Origin of the sequence: Aliiglaciecola sp. LCG003, assembly GCF_030316135.1 — a bacterium.
In the GTDB taxonomy this organism is placed as follows: domain Bacteria; phylum Pseudomonadota; class Gammaproteobacteria; order Enterobacterales; family Alteromonadaceae; genus Aliiglaciecola.
This window is the reverse complement of the sequence record NZ_CP128185.1, coordinates 1,020,770-1,036,769: the sequence shown is the minus strand read 5'-3', so window position 1 is coordinate 1,036,769 and position 16,000 is coordinate 1,020,770. Positions and strand designations below refer to the sequence as shown.

At 39.5% G+C, this 16,000-nt stretch carries 14 protein-coding genes; 1 reads left to right on the top strand and 13 read right to left on the bottom strand.

Annotation, left to right across the window (positions count from 1 at the left end):
- Positions 1 to 21: 21 nt before the first annotated feature.
- The 4 genes from QR722_RS04325 to QR722_RS04310 all read right to left on the bottom strand — a co-directional run bounded on the left by QR722_RS04325 (position 22) and on the right by QR722_RS04310 (position 3,777).
- The gene (locus QR722_RS04325) at positions 22 to 408 is read right to left on the bottom strand and encodes a hypothetical protein (RefSeq protein ID WP_286285605.1); all 387 of its coding nucleotides are present in this window, start codon (positions 406 to 408) and stop codon (positions 22 to 24) included.
- A gap of 79 nt (positions 409 to 487) precedes the next feature.
- A complete protein-coding gene (locus tag QR722_RS04320) occupies positions 488 to 1,756 on the bottom strand; it encodes a DEAD/DEAH box helicase (RefSeq protein WP_286285603.1) in 1,269 nt (422 codons plus the stop codon).
- A 287-nt stretch (positions 1,757 to 2,043) separates the two neighbouring features.
- Positions 2,044 to 2,862, bottom strand: a complete 819-nt coding sequence (locus QR722_RS04315) for a substrate-binding periplasmic protein (protein ID WP_286285600.1) — start codon at positions 2,860 to 2,862, stop codon at positions 2,044 to 2,046.
- A 390-nt stretch (positions 2,863 to 3,252) separates the two neighbouring features.
- On the bottom strand, positions 3,253 to 3,777 hold the full coding sequence (locus QR722_RS04310) for a DUF421 domain-containing protein (RefSeq protein WP_286285598.1): 525 nt from the start codon (positions 3,775 to 3,777) through the stop codon (positions 3,253 to 3,255).
- A 258-nt stretch (positions 3,778 to 4,035) separates the two neighbouring features.
- Between QR722_RS04310 and QR722_RS04305 the strand changes: the two genes are divergently transcribed.
- Positions 4,036 to 5,688, top strand: a complete 1,653-nt coding sequence (locus tag QR722_RS04305; protein ID WP_286285596.1) for an FAD/NAD(P)-binding protein — start codon at positions 4,036 to 4,038, stop codon at positions 5,686 to 5,688.
- A gap of 186 nt (positions 5,689 to 5,874) precedes the next feature.
- Here QR722_RS04305 and QR722_RS04300 read toward each other — a convergent pair whose 3' ends face one another.
- The 9 genes from QR722_RS04300 to QR722_RS04260 form a co-directional block, all read right to left on the bottom strand.
- Positions 5,875 to 5,997 (bottom strand): hypothetical protein, encoded by a 123-nt coding sequence (locus tag QR722_RS04300; RefSeq protein ID WP_286285594.1) that lies wholly within the window; start codon positions 5,995 to 5,997, stop codon positions 5,875 to 5,877.
- Between the two features lie 9 nt (positions 5,998 to 6,006).
- Positions 6,007 to 6,360 (bottom strand): cupredoxin domain-containing protein, encoded by a 354-nt coding sequence (locus QR722_RS04295; protein ID WP_286285592.1) that lies wholly within the window; start codon positions 6,358 to 6,360, stop codon positions 6,007 to 6,009.
- Between the two features lie 11 nt (positions 6,361 to 6,371).
- Complete coding sequence (locus tag QR722_RS04290; RefSeq protein ID WP_286285591.1) at positions 6,372 to 8,615, bottom strand: heavy metal translocating P-type ATPase; 2,244 nt, start codon at positions 8,613 to 8,615, stop codon at positions 6,372 to 6,374.
- Positions 8,616 to 9,022: 407 nt separating this feature from the next.
- Positions 9,023 to 10,462: a TnsD family Tn7-like transposition protein gene (locus QR722_RS04285; RefSeq protein WP_286285589.1), complete on the bottom strand. Its 1,440-nt coding sequence runs from the start codon at positions 10,460 to 10,462 to the stop codon at positions 9,023 to 9,025.
- 15 nt (positions 10,463 to 10,477) lie between these two features.
- The gene (locus tag QR722_RS04280) at positions 10,478 to 10,927 is read right to left on the bottom strand and encodes a hypothetical protein (RefSeq protein ID WP_286285587.1); all 450 of its coding nucleotides are present in this window, start codon (positions 10,925 to 10,927) and stop codon (positions 10,478 to 10,480) included.
- Positions 10,928 to 11,035: 108 nt separating this feature from the next.
- Complete coding sequence (locus QR722_RS04275; RefSeq protein WP_286285585.1) at positions 11,036 to 11,377, bottom strand: hypothetical protein; 342 nt, start codon at positions 11,375 to 11,377, stop codon at positions 11,036 to 11,038.
- Positions 11,374 to 12,780 carry an ATP-binding protein gene (locus QR722_RS04270; RefSeq protein WP_286285583.1) on the bottom strand — a complete coding sequence of 469 codons (1,407 nt, stop codon included), beginning with the start codon at positions 12,778 to 12,780 and terminating at the stop codon, positions 11,374 to 11,376. The genes QR722_RS04275 and QR722_RS04270 overlap by 4 nt, the downstream gene beginning before the upstream one ends.
- A 4-nt stretch (positions 12,781 to 12,784) precedes the next feature.
- Entirely contained in the window at positions 12,785 to 15,022 is a 2,238-nt protein-coding gene (locus QR722_RS04265) for a TnsB C-terminal domain-containing protein (RefSeq protein WP_286285581.1), read from the bottom strand.
- Positions 15,015 to 15,908 (bottom strand): TnsA endonuclease N-terminal domain-containing protein, encoded by an 894-nt coding sequence (locus QR722_RS04260; RefSeq protein ID WP_286285578.1) that lies wholly within the window; start codon positions 15,906 to 15,908, stop codon positions 15,015 to 15,017. The genes QR722_RS04265 and QR722_RS04260 overlap by 8 nt, the downstream gene beginning before the upstream one ends.
- Positions 15,909 to 16,000 lie beyond the last annotated feature (92 nt).

Genomic DNA, 16,000 nt, shown 5'->3' with positions numbered 1-16,000 from the left:
TGGACGGCGAAGCAAATGAATTCATTTTGAATTTAAATAGGCAATTGCCTGACGAATGACCATGCGGGCGCATTGAACGCTAGCAACCATATTAAAATCAAACATCTGTCGATAATAACGCCATGTTGAAGCACTCATAATATAACGCAGATTAGCCGCTGTCTGGGTGATCAATGTCTCGTCACAGTGGGGATAATGTTTTTTTAATAAAACTATTAGTGCTTCATAGCGCATTTTCGACGCCGTATTCACTATCCGTGGTAACAACTGAGCATCCAACAGTAAGTGGACTAACCTAGGCTGCGCCTCAAAACTTTGATAAAGCTGTTCAACAAAATCTTCGAGTTTCTCGATAACTAACGGCATAGCGGGTAGCTGTAGTTCACTATGCAATTGAGCAGAATTCAAGAGGGTCAGAGTACTTGAAAAGATATTCATCAATATATAACTAGGCTCAGGTTAAGTTTACAGCCCCAATCAGCAGATTCTACCTTTTACGCTTTTTATTGGTCGACTTTCTGCCATGGCCTGCCCACCCCTGAGGTTGGTCTCGACGTCTAGGTTTAGGATCTGGCTCAAAATTACCATATAGGTCATCATCTGATGAGTCTACTGGCGCTTTTTGGCTAGGCGCAAAACCTGGGATGATTTGACGCTCTAACTTACGGCCAATCACTCGTTCAATTGTCTGTAACTGTTTGGATTCATCCTCACTGAATAAGGATATCGCTAAGCCTGTGCTGCCAACACGACCGGTACGACCTATGCGATGTACATAATCTTCAGGTACATAGGGCAGATCAAAGTTAATCACACAAGGCAGTTGGTCTACATCAATGCCCCGAGAGGCAATATCAGTGGCGACCAAAACCTTAATACTACCGTTTCTAAACCCATCTAAAGCAAGTGTGCGCGCATGCTGGGTTCTGTTTGCATGGATTGAGTCGGCGCTGATAGCGGCGTTTTTCAGCTGGGTTACCAAATTATCTGCGCCACGCTTGGTGCGACTAAACACCAGAATTTGATGCCAATCATTGTTCTTAATCAGCTGGATCAGCGCCTCACTTTTGCGAGCTTTGTCTACAGAATATATAAGCTGTTTAACCGTATCGACCGTACTGTTGGCGGCGGTCACTTCAAGCAAAAGTGGATTATCTAACATGCCTGTGGCAAGAGATTTTATCTGTTTAGAAAATGTCGCTGAAAACATTAAAGTTTGACGGTTGCTAGGCAACAGACTTTGGATATGACGGATGTCGTCGACAAAGCCCATATCCAACATGCGATCAGCCTCATCCAAGACCAATATCTCAAGCTGATCAAAGTTAAAAGCCTGCTGATTATACAGATCAATCAAACGACCGGGCGTAGCGACCAGCATATCTAAACCCTCTTGCAGTAAGGATATCTGCGGCTCAATCCTCACACCACCAAACACGACCGCTGAGCGAATATTCATATGACGGCTGTAGCGTTCAAGGCTTGCGGATACCTGAGCAGCAAGCTCTCGGGTCGGCGTAATGATTAACCCACGGACTTTTTTCGCTTGTGGACTTGAGCCTTCAGACAGTAGCTGCATCACCGGCAAACAAAAAGCGGCCGTTTTACCTGTGCCGGTGTGAGCCACCGCCATAAGATCACGACCACTAAGCACCGCCGGAATAGCTTCAACCTGTATCGGTGATGGCGTTGCATAACCTTGTTCTGCAACCGCTTTCAATAGCGCATTACACAAGCCTAACGATCGAAAAGACATAGATAAGCATTCCTTGGATTGATTAATATTCATTCTTTGGGCTTGTTGCGGCCAAAGTTAGAGCTATTCATTGCTGAGGAGCAGCCCCTAGATCTAACAACACGTTAAATATGAGGGCTATAAGCACGTAACATAAAGCTTACGGGCTTAGATTGCCTAAAGAATGACAGCTACAGGGATTATAAATTAAAGGGAATACAAACAGGAAAATTTAACAGTTGTGTATGCCATACGTTTTCAACCTGTTCTGATGCTCTTGATTGAAGCTATTATCTAAAGCATTTCCATTACGGCTTATTATAGCTTTTAATAATTTGTCGGTACTGGGGGGATTTTTTAACCTGTAAAATAGCTTTATTTAGTCGCTCAATAATTTCATCAGGGACAGCGTTACTGCACATGTAATATCGAAAATTTCCTATAGGAGTCGGTTTCAATTTTATTTTAGTTATATTTAATGTTTCTCCACTGTTATGCATATTCCAATCGTATTCGGTTTCATTGATCAAATAATAGTCAACTCGTCCTTTATCAATCAGTGAAAAAATATTACGGGTTTCAAAATTATCTTCCTGCATATTGGTAAGGTAATGCAAATTAATTTTGGGGTTACTCGATGTACGCATCTTTGAATCAATAGCCTCACCGTAGGAAAAATTTTCATAGAAACCCATGAGGAAGTTTGAATCAAATAAATCCTCAATCAACACTTCTTCATTGAATCTATCTTTGAGTGCTGAATTGGCGGCAACTATGTATGGCTGCTCTTGATAAATTGGTTGAGAAAATTTATACAGTTTGGCTCTTTCTGCCGTTTTATAACTTCCTAAAAAACACCCATTGACCTCCGCTTTTAGATACCTGGTGGCATCCACCCATGTAGTAATCGCTTTGTAGTTTGACGTGAGCTTAGCGCTGGACATGATTTCTTCACTTAAATCGAGCAAAATTCCGCTTTTTTGATGACTAATATCACCACTAAAAGGTAAGCGCTGCAGGTAAATAATCTCTAAACTGTTTTCAGCTTGAACTTGATTACTAAACATAAAAACGAAGGCAAGCCCGACAATGTTTAACTTTACTAAGAGTGACAATTTGTAGGACATATACACACTCATTCTAGACTTATAATTATTATTAGTATTTCTATGATAGTCAGAATGCTATACAAATCAAAAAATATAATACTCCCTGCTTGGTGACCACTATCAAAAATCTTTTGGAACTTTAGCCAATATATAAATTATGCTGCGGAAAGTTAATAATTTTAAAGCGCCAGCTTTAGCGTAATAGAAACCGAGAACCCCATCTGGTAACACAACAGTTACGGCGAAAGGAATAGTAAAAATTCACTCTACTTATGCTCATTGTAACAAGCATGCAGTCGACCATTATATGGGCCCATGTCACGTTCCCAATAGTCTAAGCAAGGATTAAAATTCAATTCCGGCACACTATTTTTAATTTACACCACAGAGCTTGCCACTATAGCTGACTCAGCTACCCTGCAACTTCCGCGTCCCTTCTAACAATTCCTCGGCGCACTTATCACCATGCAATACTGAGATATCTCCTGTGGTTTCTAAAACCACCGCCCGAACTTGCGAGAAGTCTAAAGCATTCGCTTCGCGAAGCTTGGCGATTAAGTCATCTTTCGCCACACGCGTAGACTTTAAGGCGTCATATAATATGATGCCGTTGTGCATTAGCAACACGGGTTTGTTTTGTATCAAGGTATCGATACTATCTGAGGCTCTACGAAGGCGAGCCGCAGTGTATTGCACTATAAATAACGCTGCCATTGCCATTAGAATCTGTACAAAAGCAGGCCACGTAGATGATTGGCTTGCACCGGCCAGTGACGAACCAATTGCTACTGTCATCACAAAATCGAAATTGGTCATTTTTGAGAATGACCGCAAGCCATTTATACGCACCAGCACAATTACCCAAAGCATTGCGATAACAGTTAAAATTGAACCTCTTAGTAGGGCGTCGAGCATAGCATCTGATACAAACATTGTTGGTTATCCTGTATTAACACGGGGCTAAATTCAATTTATTAAAATGGTTAAAGCTATAGGAATGATATTGTTTTAATTGATAAATACGCAATATGGGTATAATAATTCACTTCATGAATACCTCAAGCTTAAACTGCACCGTTGGAAATAAGGAAATCTTTAGATATGAATAAATGCCTAGCTATTATTGGTAGTGGTGCAACTGGTCTTTACTTACTTAAACACATGTAAAATAACCAAGATAGCATCAAACGATTGCTGAAACGTATTAGTATCTTCGACAAAAGTAAGGTGCTTGGTTGCGGAATGCCTTACGATGTTTACGCCACTGATATATACAGTATGGCTAATATTGCTTCAGAGGAAATTCCAGCCCTACAAATATCCTTTGCGGACTGGTTGCGTGAACAAGATCAAGCAACATTACAGGATCTTAATCTTGATGATAAAGAAATCTCAGATTCAGAAGTTTATAATAGGCGTGCTCTTGGGCAATACCTTTGTGCTCAATATAAATTACTTACCAACAATTTGCGCGCTGCGGGCTTTATTATCAATGAGTATAGTGCGACGGAAATAGTTGATATAGCGCAGCAAGGCGATAGCGTTAAACTAAAAGATGTTGAGGGTAATGATTACAGCACGGATTATTTATTCATTGCCACTGGTCACGCTTTTCCCAACGATGATAAACCCGAGTTTGGCTATTACGGTTCCCCCTGGCCTATTCGTAAAATTTTGCCGAGCAGTGGAAAGTACTTCGACTTTAACATGGGGACATTGGGCGCGTCGCTAAGTGCTTTTGACGTGATATCTTCTTTGTTTCATCGCCATGGAACCTTTACCGAACAAGGGGATAAGCTAGTTTACACCGCCCACAATGGCGCCGAAAACTTCAAAATTACACTACATGATGCTAATGGCTGGCTGCCCCATTTACAGTACGAACAAAAGGAGCCGATGCGCGCGCTGTATCGACATGTAGATAGGCAAACCTTATTGTCATTATTAGATAAGCAGGGGCATTTAAGATTAGCCGTGTATTTTGACAAGGTATGTCGCCCTGCTTTAGGCCAGGCATTTCGAGAAGACTTTAAACCCGACATGATAGCGAAACTGCAAGATCCTACGTTCACGCTGATGGATTTTGTTGAAGCGATGTCTGTTCGCCATAGTTATGATGATCCTTTTTCAGGCATGCAGCAAGAACTTCCGGCGGCAAAAAATAGTGTTGAAAACGACCGACCTATTCACTGGAAAGAGGTCACCGATGACTTAATGTATACCCTGAACTACCACGCAGAACTAATGCCAGCCGAGGACCATATTACCTTCAACGACATAGTGATGCCTTTTTTAATGAACGTTATTGCGGCCCTGCCCTTATCCTCAGCTAAAATAATGCTAGCCCTGCACGCGGCAGGCAAGCTTGACTTAAAGGCCGGGAATATTGACGATATTTCCTTTGAAAACAACAAGACGATTGTTCGCTTCACAGATCCTAGTGGCAATAAAAAAGAGTGCCACTACCCTGTATTTGTAAGTTGTGGAGGACAAAGCGCCTTAGAAATTGACGACTATCCCTTTACTAGCTTAGTTAAAGACGGCTCCGTGCAGGCCGCTCGTGTCAAGTTCTCAAAACCTGTAGATGAAAAGCAACCATTCTATTTTCTGAAGGGAATTGATGTGGACCCTGGATACCGTGTTTATGCTAAAGACGGTCAAGCAAACAACCACATTCGCGATGTCTCGTCGCTGGGAAAATCAGAAAGCAAACCAGAAGCCGCAAACAACCACATTCGCGATGTCTCGTTTACTCACACCTTAGGACTGCGCCCTTATTCATACGGGTTACAGGCATGTAACCAAACAGCGAAATTAGGCGTAGAAAGTTTGGTTATGTCATAACCTTGATGGGTAGGCGGACAAGTTGAGATATATCAGATTTCCTCTGTGTTAAATTGCATCTTGTTTTAATCCACCATTTGCATAAATAGTTGATCCAGTAATTACTGTGCAAGGCTTTGAAATACAATTTAAAGCTATCTTTCAATATGGGTTAATTGTCTGTGCAAATATGCAATCCTAAATGGATTACTTTTGGAGGAAAATTAACACCCCATGCTCAAAAACTAAGAAGTCAGTTGCTGAGGCAATGAGAGCAAGTGCTGCCCAACCTGTCGGTGTAGACCAAAATTTAGGGTGCCCATTTTTCATAACACTCTCCTAAACAACCTTTAAGACACCACGATACATTTGCATTTGACAATGGAATTCATGTTCTCCCGGTGATAAATTCGCTAAGGTAATTTGTGTGATTTCATTTAATTTAAGCTGTTCACTAATGTCTAACGACGGAATAAGCATTGTTTCCGCACATGGCGTTTGATCCGAGCGTTTAAACTTAAGAATGACGGGATGGCTTGCTGACACTTGAATAAATGATGGAGAATACACACCATCTTTCACTTCAATCAGCACTTCATCACTTTCAATGATAGTTTTTTGAGGTTTATATAGCCAAAACCACCAAACAATCAGTGCTATCAGCCCAACACCAAGTAAGTTGATAGTCATCATAGTGATTCTCCTTAATGCTCTTTTGCTTTAAATAAGCGAAGTCGGTTTGCATTTGACACCACTGTCAATGACGAAAACGCCATTGCCGCACCCGCTATTACAGGACTAAGTAAGATTCCAAAGAAGGGATAAAGAATCCCTGCTGCAAATGGGATTCCTGCCACGTTATAGACGAACGCACCAAACAAGTTTTGTTTAATATTTCGTAACGTTGCTTTGCTCACAGCGATGGCATCAGCAAGGCCATGAAGAGAACCACGCATGAGCGTTATGTCAGCACTTTCAATGGCTACGTCTGTTCCTGTACCGATAGCAAAACCGACATCGGCTAGCGCGAGCGCTGGAGCATCGTTAATACCATCGCCTGTCATACCAACAATTTCGCCACTGCCTTGTAGCTCTTTAACTTTGTTAGCTTTGTCTTCAGGAAGAACTTCAGCAAGAAATTCGCTAATACCTGCTTTTTTAGCTACGGCGGCAGCAGTTTCCTTGTTGTCGCCAGTTAACATGATGACACGTATACCATTAGCTTGAAGCCTTTTAATAGCAGAGATTGAATCGGATTTAATCGGATCAGCTACTGCAATAATTGCTGCTAAATCACCATCTACAGCAAAGTACATAGGTGTTTTGGCTTCTTTTGCTAAAGACTGGGCTTGTTCAACAAAGCCTGAAAGGTTGATACCTTTTGTTTTCATTAACTTATCGTTACCGAAAAGCAAAGCTTTATTGTTGCAGTTTGCTTCCACACCAAAGCCAGTAATAGCGTTAAAGGATTCTATTTTTAGTAACTCAATATCTTGCGCTAACGCACTTTCTACAATCGCTTGCGCCAAAGGATGCTCGGAGCCACTTTCTAAACTTGCAGCAAGCTGTAACACTTCTTTTTCGTCAGTCGCTTTTGCTAAAACAATATCTGTTACCTTAGGCGAACCTTCTGTAATTGTGCCCGTTTTATCTAAAATCATGGCAGTGATTTTAGAGGCGGTTTGTAGTGCTTCACCGTTACGAATCAGCACTCCAGCTTCTGCTGCTTTTCCTACTCCGACCATGACAGACATTGGTGTTGCTAAGCCCAGCGCGCATGGACACGCTATGATCAGTACTGTCGTTGCAGATACAATGGCAAATGCAACAGTAGGCTCAGGACCCAAATTAAGCCATACAAGGGCGCTCAATACCGAGATGATCATGACAACTGGAACAAAATAAGCTGAAATCACATCCGCTAAACGGCCAATAGGTGGTTTAGAGTTTTGTGCTCGTTTTACCATATTGATGATTTGCGCAAGTGCGGTGTCTTTACCGACACGTGTCGCTTTAAATAAAATCATGCCGGATTTATTTAACGTACCTGCGACAACCTCATCTTCCTCAGCTTTTTCAACAGGCATGGGTTCGCCTGTTAGCATTGATTCGTCAATAGAAGTGTGTCCTTCAATAACAACGCCATCGACAGGGATTTTTTCGCCCGGTTTTACTTTCACTACATCATTAAGTAAAACCTGTTCAATACCTATTTGAACCTCTTTGTTGTCTCGAACGACTGTTGCAGTCTTGGCTTGCAGTCCGATAAGTCGCTTGATAGCTTCAGAAGTTTTACCTCTGGCTTTAAGCTCCAAAGCCAAGCCTAGATCGATTAAGCCTATGATCATTGCAGTGGCTTCAAAGTAAACATGCCGCGCCATTAAAGGAACGGCATCGGGTACAAAAACCACCACCATCGAATAAAGCCACGCTGTGCCTGTTCCTAACGCAATCAGAGTGTCCATATTGGCAGAGTGATTTTTAAAACTTTTCCAAGCCCCCACATAAAAATGCTTACCTGAAAAGTACATAACGCCTAAGGTTAAAATACCCACAATCAGCCAAGATATTCGCTTAAGGTTTGTTTCAACCGTCATTTCTCCAACAACAATACTGTAGATCATCAGAGGAACACCTAACGAAAGAGCGATCAATGTGTCGCGCATTAGCTTTTTGTAATAGGCCCAATCAGCCGCCTCTTTCTCGTCAAGTGCATCTATTGTCGCGTTATCTTTAACTGGTTTAGCATTGTATCCGACCGATTCCACGGCTTTAATTAACTCATCTGTTTTAGCTATTCCTGTTACTAACACCGTCCTATCGGCAAAATTCATTTCTGCATTGTCTACGCCAAGCGTTGATTTTAAAGCGCCTTCAATTTTGCCAACACAACTGGCACATCCAGCACCTTCAATGATGAGTTGTTGGCTTTGTGATGTTTTTTCCAACGTGTTCTCCTTACTTTTGCACGAAGAGGATTGGCTTTTTGACTGACAGCAACAGCCTGATTCAGTCTCTATATTTGAGTTAGTAGTCACCCTTTGTCCTCCTATGCTGTTAATGTAAATAATCTTACATGTTCTATTATTTATTTACATAAAAAAAGGTGAGCAAATTTGCTCACCTTTTTATACACCTTCGACAACCTAGTTAGTTTCCATATACATTTACGGTTTCCAAGTACATTGGGTTAGTTTCCATTCAGATCTGTCGTGATCAAAAACTGTGATTAAGTATTTTAAAAATAGACATTTAAAAAATTAACCAACTGATTTTTATATATTTTTTAAAAACCTATTCTAAGCGAGATAGTATTTAAAATTTAGACATTTTAACTAATTGAAAAATAAGAAAATTATTTCTTGGATTTTCTAGGCCAATAAATGGCTTTTACTCGTTCAGGAAGTAGCTGGTACAACAACTCTTTTTCATGCTTATACAGCCAATAATAGCTCGATTTGACTTTTTTTCTAATATCATTACGAGTAGCGTCTGGGTGTTCATCTATAAAATCCGAGATTCGTTTCGCATGAAACTTTTGCTTTTCAAAATACCAGATGCGCTTTCTTAGCTCTGGAAGCCAAACATGTTTAGTTAAAACTTTCTCAACTGCTCCTACTGACACATTGAACTCATCGGCTATATCCTGTGTTTTTACACCAACAACTAACTTGCGCCAAATGGCTCTCTCAATGAGTTCAGTGATTTTTGATGGCCTTAAATCAATGGCTAAGTTATTCTGCTGAGCTTTTATCTTTATGGTGCTTACTGTTGTTCCTAGAAAAAGGGCAGTAGTTCTTAAACTTTTTCCTTCTGAAATCATTTTTAGCCCTTCGTACCAATTAACACTTTGTAGATGGTGTTGTTGTTCGGTAACTGGAGAGTCTTCTTTAATTTCTTCAATATTTGCACTTTGCTTAAAGTCATCCCATGAATCAAAAAGTGCAGAGATAAAAACAAAGTGTTTTATTGGTTGATGGTTGCAAGCTGCTCTGTAGAACATACTTTCAGACAGTTTTCCATCCAATGCAGCATCGAAAACCTGAGGGTATGGATAGTCAAATTCAGACATACCATCCAAGTGTTGTATTAAATATTCCTTCAGTTGCTTTTGCTTTATTCTCCCTGATTGAGTTAATAATTCCATCTCACCGAGTCTATTAAAATAAGCTTGGTAAGTATCAACTTTGGACCACTGTGCATCATTATCAAATATCTCGCTTTTTATTAACTTGCATAGCCTTATTTCAAGCAAGGAGGATGGATGAATGCATCCAGATAAAGGCGGCAATTGTGGTGTTTTAGTATTACGTTTAACACTTAGTAAATGTATACCGTGTGTTTCACATGCGGTAACACCCACAAGCTGATGACTTCTGTGCCAGTATGAAGTCCCAAACTGTTGAGCATCCTTTTCGGCACAAAGTGGACAATATTTTAGTAATTGACCGGGAGTTATTCTGTTGGCAACAGCGCCAATGCGGCTCTGTAAACTTGAAGTATCGCCTCTCTTAAGCTTTTCACAAATCTCACCGTACATGATTTGATCCATGAATGGTTGAAAGTAATGAGCGTTAGTGAAACAAAAAATAAGTTGATCCAAATTCACCCCAGATAGCTCGGATAACTTTTTTAAGTAAGGGGGAAATTCGTTAGCGGGGCGATTGTCCCTGATACCTAATTTTCTTAATGTATCTCTTTTAAAGTCAGCATGGGCTGCAAAAAAATGGAAGCGACAAACCCAGCTATAAACAGTCTCATCTGGAAATGGAGCAGGAAATAGCTGGTTCGTCATTTGAGGTTACGCCTGTTAAGTTGTTAGTTCATCAGGAAAAAGCCAATAACCAAGCAATATCCAGTGTATCGGAGATCTAATTTTGTATGGATTGTTGATCCCTCTATACAAGTTTCCTATTACCTTGGGAGTGCCTTTGTTTGAAGCTCTCGTATAATCGGTGTACAAATAGGCCAGCAATTCCATATTTAACTCACGTTCAAACTTAAGAGTTAATTCATCAGTGTGTTTACTACATTGATGATTCGAAATGCTATCCATGCCCAAAGCAGTCGTAATTCGATTTTTAATTTCAATAAAAGGTAACGAGTTTTCCATCAATTTTTCTTGAACGGAATATAAAAAGTTTTGCCATTTACCTAGCTCTGGTGTTTCCGCCTCTAGCAACTTACACCACTTTTTCACTTGGTGCGGCAGAACCCCTGTTTTCAAATCTACAACTGGATACTTTGCCTTTTCTAACATTGTGTTGTGCTTGTAACACGAATACACGCTTGGGATTTGATGCTGTGTATGCCAATAGCTAGTACCAAAACTATCTATATCCTCCTTTCTACATGTCGGACAACTATGTCAACTTCGGTCAAACTGAAATAACGTTTTTTCTCCATTACTGTTGTGTAAATCAAGAAAACTATTTTTTAGTAGCACTTTATGATCAAGCTCATGAGCTACAGATATTTGCCATAAAGGAAATAAAGTATGCTCTCTTAACAGGCTATCGCTTTGACCAAAACACTGTAAAAAATGCTTAACCGAAGGATGGATAACTTCATATGCTTTAAATGTTTCAGAGTTTATCTGATTGCTAGTTAAGTAATGCTTAAATTCAGGGTAAGCACGAAATTGTGAATTCCTTACAAACCATGACATATAGTGTTCATTTGGTAAGATATTTAACGAGGCCAAACTCACATTGGCACCCTCAAGTATCCATCCTCTTCGATTAAATCAGTTGCTTCTAACTCAGCTTTCTTGAATAGCTTATCCAGAATTTTTTCTTCTGCCTTGGTAGGTTTATATTCTGGCAAGTACTTTTCTACGTGTTCATAAAGAGACTTTGCTTCAGCCTTACTTAAATTTATGTTGTCGCCAATTTTAATAAGCTTTTTAACCAGTTTTTCTACTTCTTTATCAATATATTGACCTGCACTCATCAAATCATCGAATGCGGCAACATTCCCATGCCTCAACGCTATTATTCCTGTTTTCATAATTGAAAAGCGCTTTTCAAACACGATATCTAAAAGGTCCAAAGAAAATTTAGCTTCACCACTTCTCAACCCTAAAACATTAGCCTGTTCTATGAGGAAAAATAAGCAATGCGGTATTCCTCTCGTCAATTCATAAATTTTCTTTTTATATCGAACTGTTAAAGGTTCGAACTCTGGCAAAAGTTGATAACTCCATGCATATTCCACCAATGTAGTCCAATCAGTATCATTTATTGTATAATTCTTCCAATCGTAAGGAATGCCTAAACGTCTAGCGTTTGAAAACTCGCTGTCAGTAAGTTTATTTGCTTTTGAAGTACCAATTTTTAACGTAGGAACTTTGGCTTCGTTAGTCAGTTTGTCGAAAAACTTAAAAATTAGGTTTTTCTCATTTGCAACGGCGGTACATATATTTTGCATTTCATCAAAAATGATCATCCCAACCAAAAGAGTTGTGCAAATTTTAACCAACCCTTTGATGCAATCAGAGCGGCTTTTGTCACAATACATGGAGTGGTAGCTGTCTTTCCCTTTCAACCCTAAAATCCCATCAATTTGCTCAAACAAATCCAAACAAATATCTTTGGTATTAGAATCACCGGGAATATTGACCTTAAGATATACAATTTGAACTCTTTCTTCATTCAGCGGACCATCAGATGGATGGATTAGAACTGGCTCGATTAAACCTAGAACCGAGTCTACAAGGGTCGTTTTTCCTAAGCCTGAATAACCTGTAAATTTTAGCGATGGTGCGGTAGTGCGAGTTCTTTTATATGTTGTCGTAGCTATCTTTTGTTGCCACTTTTTAACATCTTCATTTAAAGGGTTTCTGTTTTTGTAACCGACCTTAATGGTCCCCAATAAATCACAGTACACGTCATAATAAATGGACGTAGTACAAACGGACTCCATGATATTTGACGCCATACCCTCTAGTGTCTCTGTACTAAATTTAGATAAATCTTCAGGTGCATAAGCTTCGTCTTGGACTCTTTCCCAAAAATCATCAGGGTTAAGCCTTAACGGCAAACTCTCAATATATGGGTTACCTTTATAGTCTGGATTGTCCGATGGTGTATATTTTGCGATTTTGTATGTCATATCTTTATCCTCTTCTCCGTTTACTCATTTTTGTTTTATCAGCAAATAAACTTGCCGTTTCATTCGTTAAACTTTCATTGTTCTGAACTTGCTTCGAAGAAGAGTTGTCTTCTATATCTTTATCCTCTTGATAGTTCTGGTTAGTGAATTTATTTAACTGTTCTTTCGACCCTACAATCTCTCTGTCAATTGCCTGTAAACGATTAGATGACACGTCTTGGCTATTTGCCGCATTAACAGTTATTTGGGCTTGTTCTTTTTTTGCATCTTTAACTTTGGCCTTTGCATTTACCACTGTTTTACTCTGCTCTTGATGGTACTGATCCATTTGCACTTCTTTTTCTATCGCTTCTTCGATCTTTTTGTCTTGAATACACTCAGCACTCCACCATTCAAAACTCGCATCATTGGGGTGTAAAACGGCTTCCTGAAAACCAAAGTCAGTAACAATCCATATCCGACTCATTGAATAACGCATAAACTTACAGTCGTATGTCTTACCTACTTCCTTCTCATATAAGAAGTTCTTCAAGGCCCAGTCGCAGGAGTATTGCAACCCCTGAGATGTTCTGCGCTTTTTAAAGGTTCTGATGTATCGCCCCTGTAGGAATAGACCGTCTCGCTTAACCGTTACTTGAGCACTTTCAAGTAATTGCATAAATAGTTCATCTTCATCCACTGATTGTAAGTCACCAGCCCTATGAACTAAGCCCCAAAGCCATTTTTCATTAGGGATATTCTTTACCCCGTCTTCTTTCATCTCTTTACTTAGAGGCAACGTACTTAGCGGGTAAAATTTATTAAAGCGCGTTATAAAATCGATTAGTATTTGATATAGCTCTCTTATGTTGAGAACAGCGTTGCGTCTGACTCTTCTTGCTAGATAATTCTTTACATACTTTTTACTAATCGCCCCCGGAATTCGCCCAAATAAAAACTCTTCCAAGGTTTTGTGTCTGCGCTCTACTAGCCCTTTTTCCTGTGAATTACCTTCTTTGTTAAACAACACTTCGATATTTGCATCTGCGCTAAAAGCATCAGTTAAAGAAGAAGCAAACTCGGCATTATCTACTATGATCCTTGCAGGCTTGCCCTCAGGCAACCAAGGTTCATTTAGCTTTACACCAATTTCTTTGCAGAATACTTCTTTGTTTCTACAAGATATGAAAATTATTTCTCTTGCAGTGTGAGCCGATGGCTTCGCAAATGTCAGTAACAAACCCACCCACGCCCTAGAGAACATATCAATTACAGAGTAACAAGTAGGTCTACCTAACCTTCTATTTCTGTCAAACTCATCAACAAGCTCTATAGCTAAAGGAGTTTCATCAACCTGATAATCCCCCGGCGCATCACCAAATATTTCGTGAATTTCACCACTCAGTCCTTTAATATTTTTGTTATATTCATCAAAAAGACCTTGTGCTTTCATTACTCGGTGACGATTATCACTGGTCAAACTATATGCATATTCAAGGAACTGAAATTTACCTATAAATAGCTCACCTTTTCTTTCCTCATATTTCAAAAACTCCCCCGTAAACTGGTCATATACGGGGTCACATTGATACTTATTGTGATATTCAGTCCAACATTCGGTGATAGGAATGGGTGAATCACATTCGTAAAATTCTCGGATAATAGACTTGATGTGTTTATTGTCTAGTTCCTCTCTCATCCTGCCGTTACAGACATTCCCCTCTTCACGCTTAGGCCCTGTTTTTTTCGAGTACTTTTTATCCTTACCTTTTCCTGTTCCCGGTTTTCTAAGAAAACAGTTTTTATTACTTCTGCACTTTAAATAACGATAGAGCCACTGATATACTTGATATCTAGTCGTTTGTTTTAAACCATTTTCTTTCGCTAACTCCAGACAATTGTTGACCAAACCTTTTCCATAACTCCCCTTACGTAAAAACAAGTCTAAGTTTTCAACCAACGGTTTGATCACCTCAAATTTTAAATCTCTCTTGGTACGAGCTTTATCATCAAGTGACTCCTCAACTTTTTTCCAATACTCTGTTTTTTCAAAAGATCCCTTTCTAATCGTCCCTTGAATTAGCTCTTCTAACAGCAGTCTATAAGGCATTGCTTTTGGTTTAGTATTGTCACTTAGGCCAATGACAAATACTTTATCTTCCTTGGAATCAATCAAGATAACGATAGAAGCATCTCTTAATTCAGAACCTTGCTCAGGCACAAGCAAATCTTTAACCATTATATTTTGAGTAAGTTCAGTCATGAGCAACCACCTGAATGTCAAAGTCAGACACCAAGTTCTCAAATCTAAGCGGGATATTTAAATTTGCTTTTATCAATTTATGCCAAAGACAATGATTGAATAACGAAACACTTTGATGGTACTCAATCCCCATAGATTCTGAGGTTGCGTTGAGCAAAAAGCTTAGTCGTCTTTCACGAGTATTTCTTAGGTTAATTGAAAATGATTTCAGCCAGCGTTTTCGAATTAGCTCTAGCTCAAATGAAATTTTTAAACTCTTGGCAAGCTTTACCAAATTTCTTGCAAAGATAGACTTTTTGTAAGTTGAGCTGTGAATTAAGTGATATTTAATCCCTAGCGATTCCCAGAAAGCTCTCTGGATCTTTTCTTTATTTTCTAGATTCTTTTTTTGACGGTCAGTTAATGATTTAATTTTCTCATCATCTTTAATCGAGTAAACAACTTCATAGCCATCAAATTTTCCACAGTAAAAATCAGATGTCATAACGGCATCTACATTTGTACCGGGATATTTGGGATGTCTGATCTTCAACCGCTTAGCAATCGCAATGGACCTTTCAATAGGTAGAAGCGGATATTGCTCTTTTGACCATAAGATTCGGTCATCAAACATTAAAATATAAGCATATAACCTCTCATTGGTTGAGAGAACACGTTTGTCTTGACCTTTATTTTCATAGTCAGGGACTCGACCTTTACTCCCGTCCGACCTGATATCTCTGGGATCAATAAAGGGAATATACTTTGAGCCTTTTGCGTTGGCTGCTTCCCATTCCTTAATTCTTTTATTGCGCTTTGCAACAGTAATGTTTTTGGTGGATTTTCCTCGTGCCATATTAATAAACCATATAAATGAAAACTGCGTACAGTTTTCGCCATTTGACACTTCTCACCCCCACAGTGAGTTAATGCAAGATCAATTGTTGATCAATTTCGATGCCCTGTCAAATTCTCACTGCAAAAGTGAGTTTAAGGTGG

Coding starts and splice junctions, on each gene's coding strand:
- QR722_RS04320 (WP_286285603.1), bottom strand. CDS start 1,756: ATGTCTTTTCGATCGTTAGGCTTGTGTAATGCGCTATTGAAAGCGGTT.
- QR722_RS04315 (WP_286285600.1), bottom strand. CDS start 2,862: ATGTCCTACAAATTGTCACTCTTAGTAAAGTTAAACATTGTCGGGCTT.
- QR722_RS04310 (WP_286285598.1), bottom strand. CDS start 3,777: ATGTTTGTATCAGATGCTATGCTCGACGCCCTACTAAGAGGTTCAATT.
- QR722_RS04300 (WP_286285594.1), bottom strand. CDS start 5,997: ATGAAAAATGGGCACCCTAAATTTTGGTCTACACCGACAGGTTGGGCA.
- QR722_RS04295 (WP_286285592.1), bottom strand. CDS start 6,360: ATGATGACTATCAACTTACTTGGTGTTGGGCTGATAGCACTGATTGTT.
- QR722_RS04285 (WP_286285589.1), bottom strand. CDS start 10,462: ATGACGAACCAGCTATTTCCTGCTCCATTTCCAGATGAGACTGTTTAT.
- QR722_RS04280 (WP_286285587.1), bottom strand. CDS start 10,927: ATGTTAGAAAAGGCAAAGTATCCAGTTGTAGATTTGAAAACAGGGGTT.
- QR722_RS04270 (WP_286285583.1), bottom strand. CDS start 12,780: ATGACATACAAAATCGCAAAATATACACCATCGGACAATCCAGACTAT.
- QR722_RS04265 (WP_286285581.1), bottom strand. CDS start 15,022: ATGACTGAACTTACTCAAAATATAATGGTTAAAGATTTGCTTGTGCCT.